Genomic DNA, 14,124 nt, shown 5'->3' on the forward strand with positions numbered 1-14,124 from the left:
TAATAAGGAGGTTCCTAACCTTCAAACTCCGCCATCCTCTTCTTCATCTCCGCATCGCTAACGTCCTCCACATGCGAAGCCACCGTCCACCGGTGGTTCCACGGGTCGGTGAACGCGCCGGTGCGGTCGCCGTAAAACTGGTCTTCCACCGGCCGCAACGGCGTCGCGCCCGCGAGGATCGCCTCGGTGAAGACCTTGTCGACGTCGGCGACGTAGGTGTAGAGGCTCACGCCTTCGGGACTGGTTGACGCGCCGTAGCCCATTTCGGGCATCGGGTCCGACACCATCACGACCGACTTGCCGATTTGAATTTCCGCGTGCATGACCGTGTCGTTGGGCCCAGGCATTTTCATGCGCACGCTGGCACCGAGGATTTTCACGTAGAACTCGATCGCCGCGTTCGCGCCAGCACAGACAAGACCGGGCGTGACCGTCGGGTAATCGGTGGGGATGGGCGAGACGTTAGACATCGTCGAACCTCCGGATCGTCGAAGCGAATGTCGCTCGGATAAGTCGAGCCTATTCCCCTTTCCACACCTCAGCTGGTAGAACTTGTTTCAGTTTTGAGTGCGGGAGGTCGCAAGTGCGGTACGGAGTCGTGTTGTTCACCAGCGATCGCGGGATCACGCCCGCCGACGCCGCGCGCACTGCGGAAGAGGCGGGATTCGACAGCTTCTACGTGCCCGAACACACCCACATCCCCGTCGTGCGGGCCGCCGCGCATCCGCAAACCGGCGACGCGTCACTGCCCGACGACCGCTACCTGCGCACCCTCGACCCGTGGGTCGCGCTCGCGACAGCGGCGGCCGTCACCGAGCGCATTACCTTGTCAACGGCGGTTGCGCTGCCTGCCGAACATCACCCGATCACGCTCGCGAAAACGATCGCCTCACTTGACCATCTGTCGGGTGGCCGCGTTGAGCTGGGCGTTGGATTCGGTTGGAACACAGACGAACTCGCACATCACGGGGTGCCTGCGAACCGGCGACGCACCGTCTTGCGCGAACACCTCGATGCGATGCGCGCGCTATGGACCGACGAGGAAGCCTCGTTTGATGGCGAATTCGCGCGCTTCGGCGCGAGCTGGTCATGGCCGAAACCCCTTGGGCGCGTACCGATCTTGCTTGGCGCGGGCGGGACGGAAAAGACCGTCGGGTGGCTAGCGAAGCACGCGGATGGATGGATCACGACGCCGACCGAAGGCGAACTCGGCCCGAAAATCGAACTGCTGCATCGTGTTTGGAAGGATGCGGGTCGCGACGGACTCCCGCGCGTGATCGCGTTGGCAGGCCGCTTCAACGCGGAGCAGCTAGCCGAGTGGGCCGAATTGGGCGTCACCGAAACAGTTTTCGGCCTCCCCGATCGCTCAGCCGACGACGTCCGCGGGTACATCACGCACCTCGGAACGAAGATCGGCCAACAGTAGGGCTCCTACCCCCGCAACTTCCGCACCTGCGCGCCCATCACGTCGCTCAGCACGCCAGGGTCAATCGACTCCGGCGCGGTGACAACCACCTGAACCAGCGTGTTGCCGACCTGCGCCAATGCCGCCGACGACGTCAACGTCATGTCGTCGCTCTTCGCGGTGACGACGAAGGCCGTGCTCGCGTCGCCGAGGGTCGGCAAGGTCGGCAAGGTCGGCAAGGTCAACGGCTCGGTGCGGTAGTCGACAGCGACGCCCGCGTCCTCACTTGAATACTTCCCACACCGGCGCGGCTGGGCCTGCAACGCATCGAACGCGGGCGTCAACGCGGCATCCTGGTAGCTGGCCATATCGACGTCGATCGTCGCGTAACTCGGCCCGGCGAACTGCACCGACGCGGTTCCGCTCGCCCCGGGCCACTGCTTGGCGATCGTGGTGAGCAGCCGCGCGCAGTCGGCCGGGTTGGTGAGCGCGGATTCGGGCACCGGCGAAGTGCTCGCGTCGGTCGACCGTGGCGGCATCGCGGTGAAGTCGCCAGGCAGGTCGGACCCGCCGAGCATGCGTGCCGTCAATTGCGTCGAATCAAGAACGGCCCCCGTGCCTTTCGCGGCAGACACCGTCGCGCCAAACGAAGGCTCGTCGTTCGACCCGCACGCGACCGCGAGCACGCACGTTGACGCCGCGACGCCAACCCGGAGAACTCCGCGCATCACTCCGTCCACGAAACGCGCGTCGACTGCGTCTGCACCAACGTGCTCACGCTTCGGGCGTCGCGGTAAATCTGCTGACCGCCCACTTCCACGCTGCCCGAAACCGGCAGCGGCAGACCAAGATCCACGGTGATCGTGCCGACGCCATCCATGACGTAGGAGTCAATGTCGAGCACGCCAGCGTCGTTCGGCAGCGTCCACTTCTCGGACATGGGCTGTTGGGTGACGTGTAGGTCGATGGTGAGGCGGTCGCCTTCGCGCGCGACGAGCGTGGCGGTGGTGACCTGATCGAGGGTGACGCCGCCGGTGATCTGCTGACGCACCGTCCACACCGCGCCGACACCGACGGGCGAGTCGGGGAACGCGATCGACCGGTAAACCGCCTGATAGAACGCCTGTTCCAGCGCGGCGCGTGCGGCGTTCGGCGTGTCGGGCGACGGGGCCATCCGCAGTTCGGTGATCGCGCCAAGGTCGCTCATCGCGAGCCCAGCGTGCGAACCGTCGGCGGAGGTGAACGCCTTCGTGAGCGCGGGGTCGGGCGTGGTGACCGCGCCAACAGTGAGATCAACCCCATTCGCGCCGGTCTTCGCCGTCATCGGGATGGTGAGCGCGGCGGGCGAGAAGTCGCGCGTCGGCTGATCGTTGACCTGCTGCTGAATGTGGTACTCGGTGCGCAGCGTGACCTCTTGAGTCGTGCCGGGCGCGTAAGCGGGCCGCAACGACGAACGCGGCTCCTCCCCCGCCGACACCAACGTGGTGACCGCGGCGGTGATGGGCACCGTGACTTCTTTGCCGATGCCGAGCGGCTCAAGCCCCTCGGCCTCGGCGACCGACGAGGACCGGTCGGCGCAGCCAGCGCCGAAGGTCGCGAACCCGAGCACGATCGCAACGAGTAACACCCCGGGACGCGCGACGCGGGGCAAGCGAGCAGAAGACAACACCGTCACAGGCATCAGCGTACGACCGGTTCCTGAGTAACAGCTCAGACTGCGAGTAGGGAATGATGGACGAGTGAGTGAAGACCGGCCAACCGACAACGCCGTCCCCGTGACCGGCCAACCTGAGCAGCCCGAACAGTCCGACAGGTCCGAGGCCCTGTCATCGGAGTCATCGGACGCCAAACCGACGCTAGCCAAGGTCGACGACACCGAGCCACCAGCGAGCGAGCCGAGTGCTGGCCCGCGTCGACTCACCACGTTGCTCGCCGTCGCCGTCGTGCTCTTCGGACTCGATCTGCTCACGAAATGCCTGGTTGTCGCCAATATCGACGAGCGCGGCTCGGTCCCGATCATCGGCGACTTCGCGCATCTGACGCTGGTACGCAACCCCGGTGCCGCCTTCTCGATGGCAACCGGCATGACGTGGTTGCTCACGCTCATCGCCGCCGCCGTCGTCGTCGGAGTGATCCGCATCGGCCGCACCTTGCGTTCGCTGTGGTGGGCCATCGGGCTCGGCATGGTGCTTGGCGGCGCGCTCGGCAATCTGGTCGACCGAATTTTCCGAGCACCCGGCCCGCTGCAAGGCCACGTCGTCGACTTCATCGCCGTCGGTTGGTGGCCGGTGTTCAACGTCGCCGACTCATCCATCGTCTGTGGCGCGATCCTGCTTGTCGCACTCACTGTCTTCGGTTTCGAACCCGACGGCACCCGTCACGGCCGCACGCACACCACCGAGGAGTCTGAATGAGGGAAACAAGGACAATGCCCGTTCCCGACGGGCTCGATGGGATGCGGGTCGACGCTGGCCTGTCGCGTCTGCTTGGCCTGTCGCGCACGGCGGTGGTCGCGCTCACCGAAGAGGGCTCGGTGCTGATCGACGGTGCCGCCGCCGGCAAGTCCGACCGGCTCACCGCTGGCGCGTGGCTTGAAGTGATCTTCCCCGAACCCAAGCGTGAGCTGGTTGTCGAAGCGACGCCGGTCGAAGGCATGAACATCCTGTACGCCGACGACGACATCGTGGCCGTCGACAAGCCAGTTGGCGTCGCCGCGCACGCGGGCGTCGGCTGGACCGGCCCGACCGTCGTTGGCGGACTCGCCGCGATGGGCTACCGCATTTCCACCTCGGGCGCGCACGAACGTCAGGGCATCGTGCACCGACTCGACGTCGGCACGTCCGGGGTGATGGTTGTCGCGCAGTCCGAACACGCTTACACGATGCTCAAGCGCGCCTTCAAGGAACGCACCGTCGACAAGCAATACCATGCCCTTGTGCAGGGACATCCCGATCCGAGCAGTGGCACCATCGACGCGCCGATCGGTCGTGCGCGCGGCAACGCGTGGAAGTTCGCGGTCACCGCTGACGGTCGTCCGAGCATCACCCATTACGACACCATCGAGGCGTTCCAGGCGGCGAGCCTGCTCGACATTCACCTCGAAACTGGTCGCACCCATCAGATTCGCGTGCACTTTTCGGCCGTGCGCCACCCCTGCGCTGGCGACCTGACCTACGGTGCCGACCCGACGCTCGCTAAGCGCCTCGGCCTGGAACGGCAGTGGTTGCACGCGCGCAAGTTGGGCTTCCACCACCCGGCCGACGGCCGCTGGTTGGAAATCGAAAGCGAATACCCCGAAGATCTATCGGGCGCTTTGGACGTACTACGTAATGCCTGACGAGCCGGGGTCGCCCGATCCGTCGTCGGAGCAGTTGCCGACGACGGGCGATCCCGGTTTTGGTTCTGACAATGCACGCGAATCCGCCGCCGCCGCAAGCGAACTCGACGCGGCGCACGAGGACGCCAGTACCGCTTCGGACGAATCCGCCGACGAGTCCTCTTGGCGTCCCTCGCGCGGAGTTCTCATCGGCGGTGCGTTCCTCCTCATCGCGGCCGTCGCGTCGATGATCCTCGGGATCACCAATCCCCGTCCCTCCCTTGGCATTACGACCGACCGACTCGGTCCCGCACCCGGTCAGCAGATTGAGCAGTACTTCGATCAAGCGCGCGACTCCTTGCACGGCACCGACAGCGACCCGCACTGGGCGCTCGTGTCGTTCACCGAATATCTGACGGCGCAACAACTTCCGCAGGCCGTCGACGGACTGCGGATCTCCGGGGTGATCTGGCACGTCCCCATCGACCGCGTGCAGACGCCGGTGCTCACCGTCGCCACTCCCGCGGGCGACACACCGGCCGTGAACTCCGCCGACGCGGCAGCGGGATTGCTTGCCGCCCAACAGTTTCGCGATCAGCGCAGCGCCGACATCGCGAAGGTGACTGAGTCGCGGTTGCGCGCGGGGTGCGCGTGCGCGGCGGGAATTGTCGTGCGCGGCACGCTGACTCAGCTCAATGAGCTCGCTGCGAAGCCGGATGTGCGTGCGGTGCAAGCACTTCCTGCCGACGCGGTAGCGGGCCGGTTCGCCGTCTCACCTCTGCGCCCCGATCAGGTCGGCATCGCGACAACCACGGTCCCCGACGACGGCCCCGTCCCCACCGAATAGCGTCACCGTAAGCGACGCTGCTCGGCTAACTCCCACAGCTTGGCCGCCATATCAACATCGCCCGCGCGGTCGTAGGCGTCGGCCATGAAGTCGACGTCGTCGGCGTCGAGTTGGTCGAGGGTCACGATGAGCGGAAAGAACAGCTCGTCGAGGTCGTCGGGGGTCACCGCGCAACGGTACTCCAGTTACGAAACTGATTCCGTAACAAGGGTTCTCGCGCGCCGCGACTGCACAAGCCACGCCGCTTCGACCAATACGATGCCGACCGCGCCGCACACCAGCGCCGCCGTCGTGAGTCGCGGATTCGACGGATCGAGCTTGAAGAATTCGCGGGTGAACGGAATCGAGAACAGCGCGACATACGCCGCGACCGACCCGCCGATCAGCAGGTATTTCCACCAGACGAACGGTCGCGCGACCAACGCGAGCACCCACATCGCGATCATGATCAACGTGATGAGCGCGGTAGTGCTGGCCTGGACCTTCTGCGTCTCGGTCGCTTCCGGTCCCGCGTAAGCGATCAGGTAGGCGATGAACGTCGCGACCCCAATGACCACGCCGGACGGGACAGCGAGCCGCATCACGCGACCAACGAAGCCCGACCGCGCGCGCTCGTTGTTGGGCGCGAGCGAGAGCACGAACGCCGGGATGCCGATGGTGAACCAGGCCGCGATCGTGACGTGGCGAGGCAGGAACGGGTAGCCGATCGGGTCGTAGCCGAAGATCTGCGAACCGACGCCCGCGACCCCAACGAGGAACGCGAGCAGCACCGAGTACACGGTCTTGGTGAGGAACAGGTTCGATACGCGTTCGATGTTGCCGATCACCCGGCGGCCCTCACCGACCACGTAGGGCAACGTCGCGAACTTGTTGTCTAGCAACACAATTTGGGCGACCGCACGCGTTGCCGGACTGCCCGCGCCCATCGCGACGCCGATGTCGGCATCTTTGAGGGCGAGCACGTCGTTGACGCCGTCGCCGGTCATCGCGACCGTGTGCCCACGCGACTGCAACGCCGTGACCATCGCGCGTTTCTGGTCGGGTCGCACGCGCCCGAACGTGGTGTTGTCCGCCACGACGTCGGCGAGTTGGGCCGGGTCGTCGGGCAGCTTGCGCGCGTCGATGGGGTGGTCGCCGCCGGGCAGGCCGAGCGTCGAAGCGACCGCACCGACCGAAACCGCGTTGTCGCCGGAGATCACCTTCACCGCGACGTGCTGGTCAGCGAAGTATTCGAGGGTTTCCTTCGCGTCGGGCCGCACCTTTTGCTCAAGGACGACGAGCGCGGCGGGGTCGACGGTGCCGGGCGCGTCAGCGGCGTCTACGGGCCGGTCGCTGCGAGCGAGCAGCAGCACGCGAAGCCCACGCGCGCCCAATTCTTCGGCTCGCTCGGCGGTCGCCGATGACGGGTCGAGCAGCACGTCCGGCGCGCCGAGGAGCCAATTCCCTTCTTGCCCATAGGAAATGCCGCTCCACTTCTTGGCCGACGAGAACGGGGCGACAGCGGTGCTCGTCCATCCCGGTGTGTCGGGCATGTCTTCGGCGATGGCGGCGACGCTCGCGTTGGGACGCGGGTCGTCAGACGCCAACGCGCCCAACACCTTTCGGACCTGGCCGTCGTCGAAGCCGTCGAGCGCGATCACCTCAGCGACGCGCATCCCGTTTTCGGTAAGCGTGCCGGTCTTGTCCGCGCAGACAACGTCAACGCGCGCCAACCCCTCGATCGCGGGCAGTTCCTGCACGAGGCACTGACGCTTGCCGAGTCGAATCACGCCAACCGCGAACGCGATTGACGTCATCAGAACCAGGCCCTCGGGCACCATCGGCACGAGTGCCGCGACCATGCCGGTGACGGCGGGTCGCCACGATTCCTTGCTCGACACCAGCTGGTTGTAAATGCTGAGCAGGCCAGCGGGGATGAGCAGGTAGGTGATGAAGGTGAGGATCTTGTCGATGCCCGAGCGCAGCTCCGACTTCACCAGCGTGAACTTGCTCGCCTCTTCGGCCAGCTTCGCGGCGTAGGCGTCGCGACCGACCTTCGTCGCGCGGTAGGCACCCGAACCGGAAACGACGAAGCTGCCCGACATCACCGGCGCGCCGACGGCCTTGTCGATCGGATCGGCTTCGCCGGTAAGCAGCGACTCGTCGACTTCGAGCGCGGATGCTTCCTCGACCTCACCGTCGACAACGATCTGGTCGCCGGGGCCGAGTTCGATGAGGTCGTCGAGCACAACGTCGGCGGGCGAAACCTGGGTCGCGACACCGTCGCGGCGCACGGTCGGCTTGGCCTGGCTAACAATCGCGAGCTGGTCAAGGGTCCGTTTCGCGCGGATTTCCTGGATGATGCCGATCCCGCTGTTGGCGATGATGAGCAGGCCGAACATGCCGTCGATGGGGCTGCCCGCGACCAAGACGAGCACAAGGAGCACGCCGAGGATGGCGTTGATCTTGGTGAAGACGTTGGCGCGGATGATCTCGCCCACGGAACGACTCGCGCGCGCTGGCACGTCATTGGTACGGCCGTCTCGTTGACGCTCGGCGACTTGGGCCGCCGTGAGACCGGAGGAAAACGACATGCGGGTCAGGCTACGGCAGTCGTAACATGGGATGAATGCAGCGCAGCGCAAGCGTCCCCGGTGCCGCGTTCGGCGTCGGGGCGTATTTGATTTGGGGACTATTTCCAGCATTTTTCGGGCTGCTCGCGTTCGCTTCGCCCGCTGAGGTCGTCGCGCAACGCGTGATTTGGACGCTTGTTGTCGTGACGCTTGTGCTCGCGCTCACCGGGCGGCTGCGCGAACTGCGCGGCATCGACGGTCGCACGTGGCGGTTGGCCGCCGTGGCATCCGCGGCGATCGCGACCAACTGGGGCGTTTACGTGTTCGGCGTGCTTACCGGGCACGTTGTCGAATGCGCGCTTGGATATTTCATCAATCCGCTGGTCACGGTAGCTTTCGGGGTTGTGCTTTTTCGGGAACGGCTCAGCATCGCGCAGTGGTGTGCGCTCGGGTTAGGCGCTTTGGCGGTGGTGGTACTGACCGTCGACTACGGCAGGCCGCCGATCATCGCGCTGATCCTCGCGTGCTCGTTCGCCACCTATGGGCTGGTCAAGAAGGTGATTCGACTCGACGCGTTGCGGTCGATCGCGGCGGAAGGGATTGTCGCGGCGCCGTTCGCACTCGCGTTCGTGCTTGTTCTACTGTTCACCGGCAACAGTCAAATGACAAGCAGTCCAGCCCATTTGGGCCTGCTGATGATGACCGGTCCGATCACTCTCATCCCACTGCTGTTGTTTTCCGTTGCGGCCCAACGAGTTCCGCTCTCCACGATGGGCATCCTGCAATACCTCACGCCCGCGTTGCAGATGGCGTGGGGCGTCGCGGTGATGCACGAGCCAATGCCCGCGTCGCGCTGGATCGGGTTCGCGCTGATTTGGGCGGGCCTTGCGGTGTTCACGACCGATGCGATCGTGCGCGGACGCCGCGCCGCGACGGTGACGGCCGTCGCCGAACCCGACCCTGTTCGTTAGCGAAGCGACGCGGCGCGAAAGTGTTGGCGCGCACCGGCCGCCCGGTACGCTCAGCGAAGACATTTCCGTCGCTGAGGTTGGCACGAAAGGTGTGGTCGTTGCACGAGTCGGGGTTTTCTGATCGAGTGGCTGGCGTGCTGGTTGGCGGCGCTGCGGGCGACGCTCTCGGCGCGGGCTACGAATTCTCCATCCCCGGTCGCGACGCGGTGATCGGCATGGTTGGCGGCGGGCCCTTCGACTGGGCACCGGGCGAGTGGACCGACGACACGTCGATGGCGTTAGCCGTGGCGTTCGCGTCGATCAATGGGCCTGGCACCGACCTCGAAGCGGTCGCGGCGGGCTTCATCGCCTGGTACGACTCGCGCCCGCCGGACATCGGCAACCAGACCCGCAAGGTGCTGTCGGCGCGGCCCGCGTCCGCGCAGGAGATGCAGCTCAAGGCGATGTCGCTGACCGGGCGCACCGGCGGCAACGGTTCGCTGATGCGTACCGCGCCCGTCGCGCTGGCCTACCTCGATGACGCCGACGAATGCATTGCGGCGGCGGGCCGCATTGGCCTGCTCACGCATGCCGACGAGCACGCCGTCGAAGCGTGCAAGTTGTGGACGTACGCGGTGCGGCACGCGGTGCTCAACGCGAACTTCGACGGGGTACGCGAGTATGTGGCGACGTCGCCGCAGGCCGAGTACTGGACCGAGCGACTCGACGAAGCCGAACGCGGCACGCCGCCGGACTTCGCCAACAACGGCTGGGTGGTACACGCGCTCCAAACCGCTTGGTGGGCAATCACTTCCACCGATCAGTCGACGCCCGATCACCTGCCGCTCGCACTCACCGCGTGCGTGCGGGCGGGCAACGACACCGACACCACCGCCGCGATCGCGGGCGGGCTGCTCGGTGCGCGTTGGGGCGCGTCGGCGGTGCCTGCCGAGTGGCGTTCCCTGTTGCACGGCTACCCCGGGCTCACCGGCGCTGACCTTCCCGACCTAGCCCTTCGGGTCGCGTCCCGAGTTTCGTAGTGCCATAACGTATTCAATGTAAAACGGCACATCTTCACACTCGTGCCCGGTAGCGTGCGCCTTGGCACAGTGCCAGTGACCGCGCCGGTCACGTGAGAGAGTATGGAGTCGCCAGTATGCGCGTACAGAACATCGCCGAAGCAACCGTTGGTATCGACCTGAACGCGATCCTGGCCCTGCTCGCTGGTTCGATCAGCACCGGTTCCGTGCAGGCTGGCATTTCCTGAACCGCTTTAAACCGAAAGAGGCTGTCGCGCGCACTAGCGACAGCCTCTTTCGCATTACCAGGCAGTGATCGTTTGCCCGGGAGACCAAGTGCCCCAACGTGATTGGGTGCTGACACTCGACTGTGCGGGGGTTGCCGCGCTGTCGAGCGGCAGGTAGCGCTCAACCGAACCCCAGTCGCGTGACCAGTCGTTATTCAGATAGGTCGGCAGGGTGCGCGCGGTGAACAGCAGTTGCGTCCAGCCGAGCGGACCGCCACCGTCGTGGCCCTGCCACAGGTTGGTGATAGTCGCACCGTTGCGGTCCGGCAGGATGCGGAACTCCGGCAGCTCGGCGATGCCGTTGTGGGTCGGCATCAGGTTCTGGCACGGGAAGTGCAGCGCGACGGCCCAGTCGAGCAGCACCGGGGTGCGTTTGCCTAGATAGTTGTTCAACGTGACCGTCTGCGGCATGCGCGGCGGGGTGACGGCGAGCCACTGGTCAGCGCCGAGGTTGCGGTCGGTGGCGACGAGGCGAACCAGGTTGGTGTCGGCGGGCAGCTGATCGAGCGGCACGCGCAGGTTGCGCCATACCGGCGACGGGCCGATGTCGATTGGATCGACGCGACCCCCGACCGTGGGCAGCCCATCGGCCCCGACCGTGCCGTATTCGACCGCGAGCTCCTGGCCGGGGTGGACGATGCCGTCGGCGTCGACCGAACGGATACGGCCAGCCGCCGAGATCGCGAGCAGCGGGCCGCGCGGGCCATCAGGGAGGCGGTACCAGCCCGAAGTCAGCGTCGCCGGTTCCTGCGTGCCCGTCCGGTAACTGCCGAAGACAGGCGTTGTCGGGTCGAGGCCGAAGGGCAGACTTAGCGAGTCGCGACGAGTTTCCGCACCTGCCGATGTGGACGCGTCGCGCAGCTTCGCGGGGTCATCGGAGACCGAATTCGCTTGCCCCGTTGTGGTTTCCACCTCGTCGGAGGTGAGGACGGGCGCGACACCACCGGCGACAAAGCCGGTCGACTGGCCAGCGAGCGTGGCGCTGGCGTCACCGGCGAACGGGGCGAGCATGCCGACGTTCGGGTCGGGTTCGACGAGCACCTGATCGGCCATGCCGCAGCCGCCAGCGAACGCGCCCGCGAAGTTTGACGAGGCGAGCGAGTACGAAGGATATTGCGATACAGCCGCTTTGGCGAAGGAGCCAAGTTCGACGAACACCATGAACACGGCGGCGATCGCCAGCGGGGCGAAGGTGAACCTGCCGCGCGGCTTGTCCGACTTCGGCCGTGGGTCGATGTGATGCCAGGCGGCGACGGCCAGCGCGATGGCGGTGAAGCCCGCGAAGACGCTCGACAGGCCGATGCCGCCGATCGTGATTGGCTTGTCCCAGAACGGGATTCGCCACGCAGATGCGTACCAGTAACCATTCGCGGCGACGAACGTCATCGCGAGGGCGAAGCTGACCGTCGCGGCGAACAGGGCTCGGTTGCGCGGCGACACCTGCACGCGACGACTCACCGCGACCGCCGTGAGTGCGCCGACGCAGGTCGCGAGGCCGGCGAATACGCCGAACTGGTGGGTCCACTTTGTCGGCGAGAACATCATGAACGCCATCGCGGCGACGGTGATGCCGAGCAGTCGACAGGTGGGGCCGGTCGCGGTGCCGGGGATGTGGCCGCCGCGCCGCAGCATCGTGATCGCGCAAACGACGAGGCCGAGCAGCATCATGAACACGCCGAAGCGGCGGGTGAGCCAGCCGTCAGCGTTGAGGTCGAGCAGGTATTGATAGCGCAGGAATTCGAAGAACCACGACTCGCCGGGGCCGATCAGGTTGTGCACGCGCATCATCTCGCGGGCGCCAGCGAAGGTGCGGTCGGCGAAGACGACGGTAAGCACGACTACGCCCGCCGCACCGATCGGGAGCAAAAGCGGAAGGTAGCCAACGGTTTTCGCGCGTCGGACGAGGGTCGCGGTCGCGGCGCGAGCGCCCGCGATGAGCGCGCCGATGCAGATCAAGCCAGACGGGGCGACGGTGAGCGTCATCGCGGCGGCGATCACCGCGAAGGCGAACGGCAGCAGTCGATGCGTCGCGATGGCACGTTCGACCGAGACCCAGGTGACCAAAACACCAAGGGCGACAACGAATTCCGCGCGAAGGCCGTTGTTGTAGGGCAGCCAGAAAGCGAGGAACACTGCGGCGGCGGTGGTCGTCGCGATGCGTTCGCGGCGGAGCGCGACGCCCAGGCGCGGCAGCACTTCGCGGCTAATGAGCCACCAGGTGAGGATCGCCGCACCGAGCGCGGGCAGTCGCACGATGGGGCTGGCGGCGGAGAAGTGGCTGATCCAGCCGATGATGTCGGTGTAGGGCGTGTAGAACGGGCCTTCGTCGACGCTGAACCAGCGGTAGTAGTTCGACATGTAGCCCGAGCTGGCCGCGCCTCGTGCCATGCCGAGGATGTAGCCGTCGTCGGAGGTGTTCGCGCCGATGAAATGCCAAATCGTGAGGACGGCGAAGACGACCCAGTCGGTGGGGCGCAGCCGCCACCAGCGTTGCGGGAGGAACCGGCGGGGTGAGCGGCCGTCGAGCGCGTCGAGCTGATGCAGGGCGACGAGCGCGGCGGCGGTGGCGATCAAGCAGGCGATGATCGCGGCGAGTTTGAGCAGTGTGGGTGAGGTCGTGTAGCGGGAGTCGACGGTGATGCCAACGTTGAGGGCCGCTGGCGCGCTGCCGGTGAGTTCGCTGAAGACGCCGACGACCTGCGGGCGCAGGTCTTGCGCGAGCGTCGCGCCTTCGTTGGCAACGCCAGTGACGTCGACCGTCGCCGCCTGCGGGGTGATGCTGGTGGCGATCGCGCAGTCTTTGCCAGCGAGGTCGGCGAGCGGGGCACTCCACAGCAGCGTTGACCGCGAGACCACGTCAACGCGACCCGGCCGCTCGGCGGTGTCACCGACGACCTTGACGACAAAGCCGTAACGCTCCATGTCGGCCGATTGGCGCGGGATGGTCGAGGTGACCACGCCGCCCTGGCTCAGCGTGGTGATCGACGCGCACGGCACGGTGGCCGTGAGCGCGGCAGGCGCGTAAGCGACAAGCGGAGCTTCGACCGAGGCAGGCGACCCTTGCTGTGGCCACGCCACCCGCGCGGTGTCGACTTTGACGGGGAGAAACGGAATCGCCACCGCACACAAGACGGCAACGAGCCCCGCGACGAGCGCGACCCACTGAGCAATCGAGGAATAACCCCCCGACCGAACCGCCGAAGCACCCACGGGCGGATGCCCCTGCCGAACGATCAAACCAACCACGGGCCCCGATACTAGTGTGTTTGCCGATTCGGTGCCCCGGCGCGGAAGTAGTCGTTGATCGTGCGGAAGATCGCGTCGGAGTCACCCTCCCACGCGGGAACGGGATCGGCGCGCGTGAAGCCCGGCCCGCACGCACGTTTGCACCATTCGAACGTGCACGGGTCGCGCACCCGAATCTCGACCGTCGCGCGCAGTTCCCGATGCGTAGCGAGGCACGCGCCCCGCAATCGATACGTCGGCGTGAAGTCGGCCCGCACAAACGTTCACGACATTCGAACGTGCACTGTCGAGCACCCGAATCTCGACCGTTGCGCGCAGCCCGCGATGCGAAGCGAGCGGTCGCGCCCCTGCAATCGACACGTTCGCGGAAACTCAGCCAACCACCCGCGACCTCGAGGAGCGGCGGCCCCGAAGGGGCCGGTCGCGGCCGTCCGTCCGTTCAGGTGCCGTTGCGTAGGCGACGAAGGAGCAAGCAACGGTGCCTGAACGGACGGACCTCAGG

Annotated in this window: 13 protein-coding genes; 6 read left to right on the forward strand and 7 right to left on the reverse strand. The window is 66.3% G+C overall.

Annotated features, from left to right (window positions below; all coding sequences use genetic code 11):
* Positions 1-14: 14 nt before the first annotated feature.
* Positions 15-470 (reverse strand): VOC family protein, encoded by a 456-nt coding sequence (locus IEX78_RS21250; protein WP_188830818.1) that lies wholly within the window; start codon positions 468-470, stop codon positions 15-17.
* 113 nt (positions 471-583) lie between these two features.
* On the opposite strand from IEX78_RS21250, the gene IEX78_RS21255 reads away from it, so the two are divergent.
* A complete protein-coding gene (locus tag IEX78_RS21255) occupies positions 584-1,426 on the forward strand; it encodes a TIGR03619 family F420-dependent LLM class oxidoreductase (RefSeq protein ID WP_188830819.1) in 843 nt (280 codons plus the stop codon).
* A gap of 5 nt (positions 1,427-1,431) precedes the next feature.
* On the opposite strand, the gene IEX78_RS21260 is transcribed toward IEX78_RS21255, so the two are convergent.
* Positions 1,432-2,133, reverse strand: coding sequence for a sensor domain-containing protein (locus tag IEX78_RS21260; protein ID WP_188830820.1), 702 nt, complete (start codon positions 2,131-2,133; stop codon positions 1,432-1,434).
* Positions 2,133-3,086: a hypothetical protein gene (locus IEX78_RS21265; protein ID WP_188830821.1), complete on the reverse strand. Its 954-nt coding sequence runs from the start codon at positions 3,084-3,086 to the stop codon at positions 2,133-2,135. The genes IEX78_RS21260 and IEX78_RS21265 overlap by 1 nt, the downstream gene beginning before the upstream one ends.
* 58 nt (positions 3,087-3,144) lie before the next feature.
* On the opposite strand from IEX78_RS21265, the gene lspA reads away from it, so the two are divergent.
* The 3 genes from lspA to IEX78_RS21280 are packed head-to-tail and all read left to right on the forward strand — an operon-like array spanning position 3,145 to position 5,568.
* Positions 3,145-3,819, forward strand: a complete 675-nt coding sequence (gene lspA / locus IEX78_RS21270) for a signal peptidase II (RefSeq protein WP_229684199.1) — start codon at positions 3,145-3,147, stop codon at positions 3,817-3,819.
* Complete coding sequence (locus tag IEX78_RS21275) at positions 3,816-4,742, forward strand: RluA family pseudouridine synthase (protein ID WP_188830822.1); 927 nt, start codon at positions 3,816-3,818, stop codon at positions 4,740-4,742. Before lspA ends, IEX78_RS21275 begins: the two co-directional genes overlap by 4 nt.
* Positions 4,735-5,568: a hypothetical protein gene (locus tag IEX78_RS21280; RefSeq protein ID WP_229684201.1), complete on the forward strand. Its 834-nt coding sequence runs from the start codon at positions 4,735-4,737 to the stop codon at positions 5,566-5,568. Before IEX78_RS21275 ends, IEX78_RS21280 begins: the two co-directional genes overlap by 8 nt.
* 2 nt (positions 5,569-5,570) lie before the next feature.
* On the opposite strand, the gene IEX78_RS21285 is transcribed toward IEX78_RS21280, so the two are convergent.
* Both IEX78_RS21285 and IEX78_RS21290 read right to left on the reverse strand, forming a co-directional pair.
* Positions 5,571-5,735, reverse strand: coding sequence for a hypothetical protein (locus IEX78_RS21285; RefSeq protein WP_188830823.1), 165 nt, complete (start codon positions 5,733-5,735; stop codon positions 5,571-5,573).
* An 18-nt stretch (positions 5,736-5,753) separates the two neighbouring features.
* Positions 5,754-8,141, reverse strand: coding sequence for a cation-translocating P-type ATPase (locus tag IEX78_RS21290; protein ID WP_188830824.1), 2,388 nt, complete (start codon positions 8,139-8,141; stop codon positions 5,754-5,756).
* A 35-nt stretch (positions 8,142-8,176) separates the two neighbouring features.
* Here IEX78_RS21290 and rarD point away from each other — a divergent pair, with 35 nt between their 5' ends.
* Positions 8,177-9,091, forward strand: a complete 915-nt coding sequence (gene rarD / locus IEX78_RS21295; RefSeq protein WP_188830825.1) for an EamA family transporter RarD — start codon at positions 8,177-8,179, stop codon at positions 9,089-9,091.
* Between the two features lie 125 nt (positions 9,092-9,216).
* Complete coding sequence (locus tag IEX78_RS21300) at positions 9,217-10,110, forward strand: ADP-ribosylglycohydrolase family protein (protein ID WP_229684203.1); 894 nt, start codon at positions 9,217-9,219, stop codon at positions 10,108-10,110.
* Positions 10,111-10,391: 281 nt separating this feature from the next.
* Here the strand turns inward: IEX78_RS21300 and IEX78_RS21305 are convergent, their stop codons facing one another.
* Positions 10,392-13,622 carry an arabinosyltransferase domain-containing protein gene (locus tag IEX78_RS21305; protein ID WP_229684206.1) on the reverse strand — a complete coding sequence of 1,077 codons (3,231 nt, stop codon included), beginning with the start codon at positions 13,620-13,622 and terminating at the stop codon, positions 10,392-10,394.
* Positions 13,623-13,633: 11 nt separating this feature from the next.
* On the reverse strand, positions 13,634-13,879 hold the full coding sequence (locus IEX78_RS21310; protein WP_188830826.1) for a hypothetical protein: 246 nt from the start codon (positions 13,877-13,879) through the stop codon (positions 13,634-13,636).
* Positions 13,880-14,124: the final 245 nt, after the last annotated feature.

It is taken from the genome of Nocardia camponoti (assembly GCF_014646135.1).
GTDB classification, from domain to species: domain Bacteria; phylum Actinomycetota; class Actinomycetes; order Mycobacteriales; family Mycobacteriaceae; genus Nocardia; species Nocardia camponoti.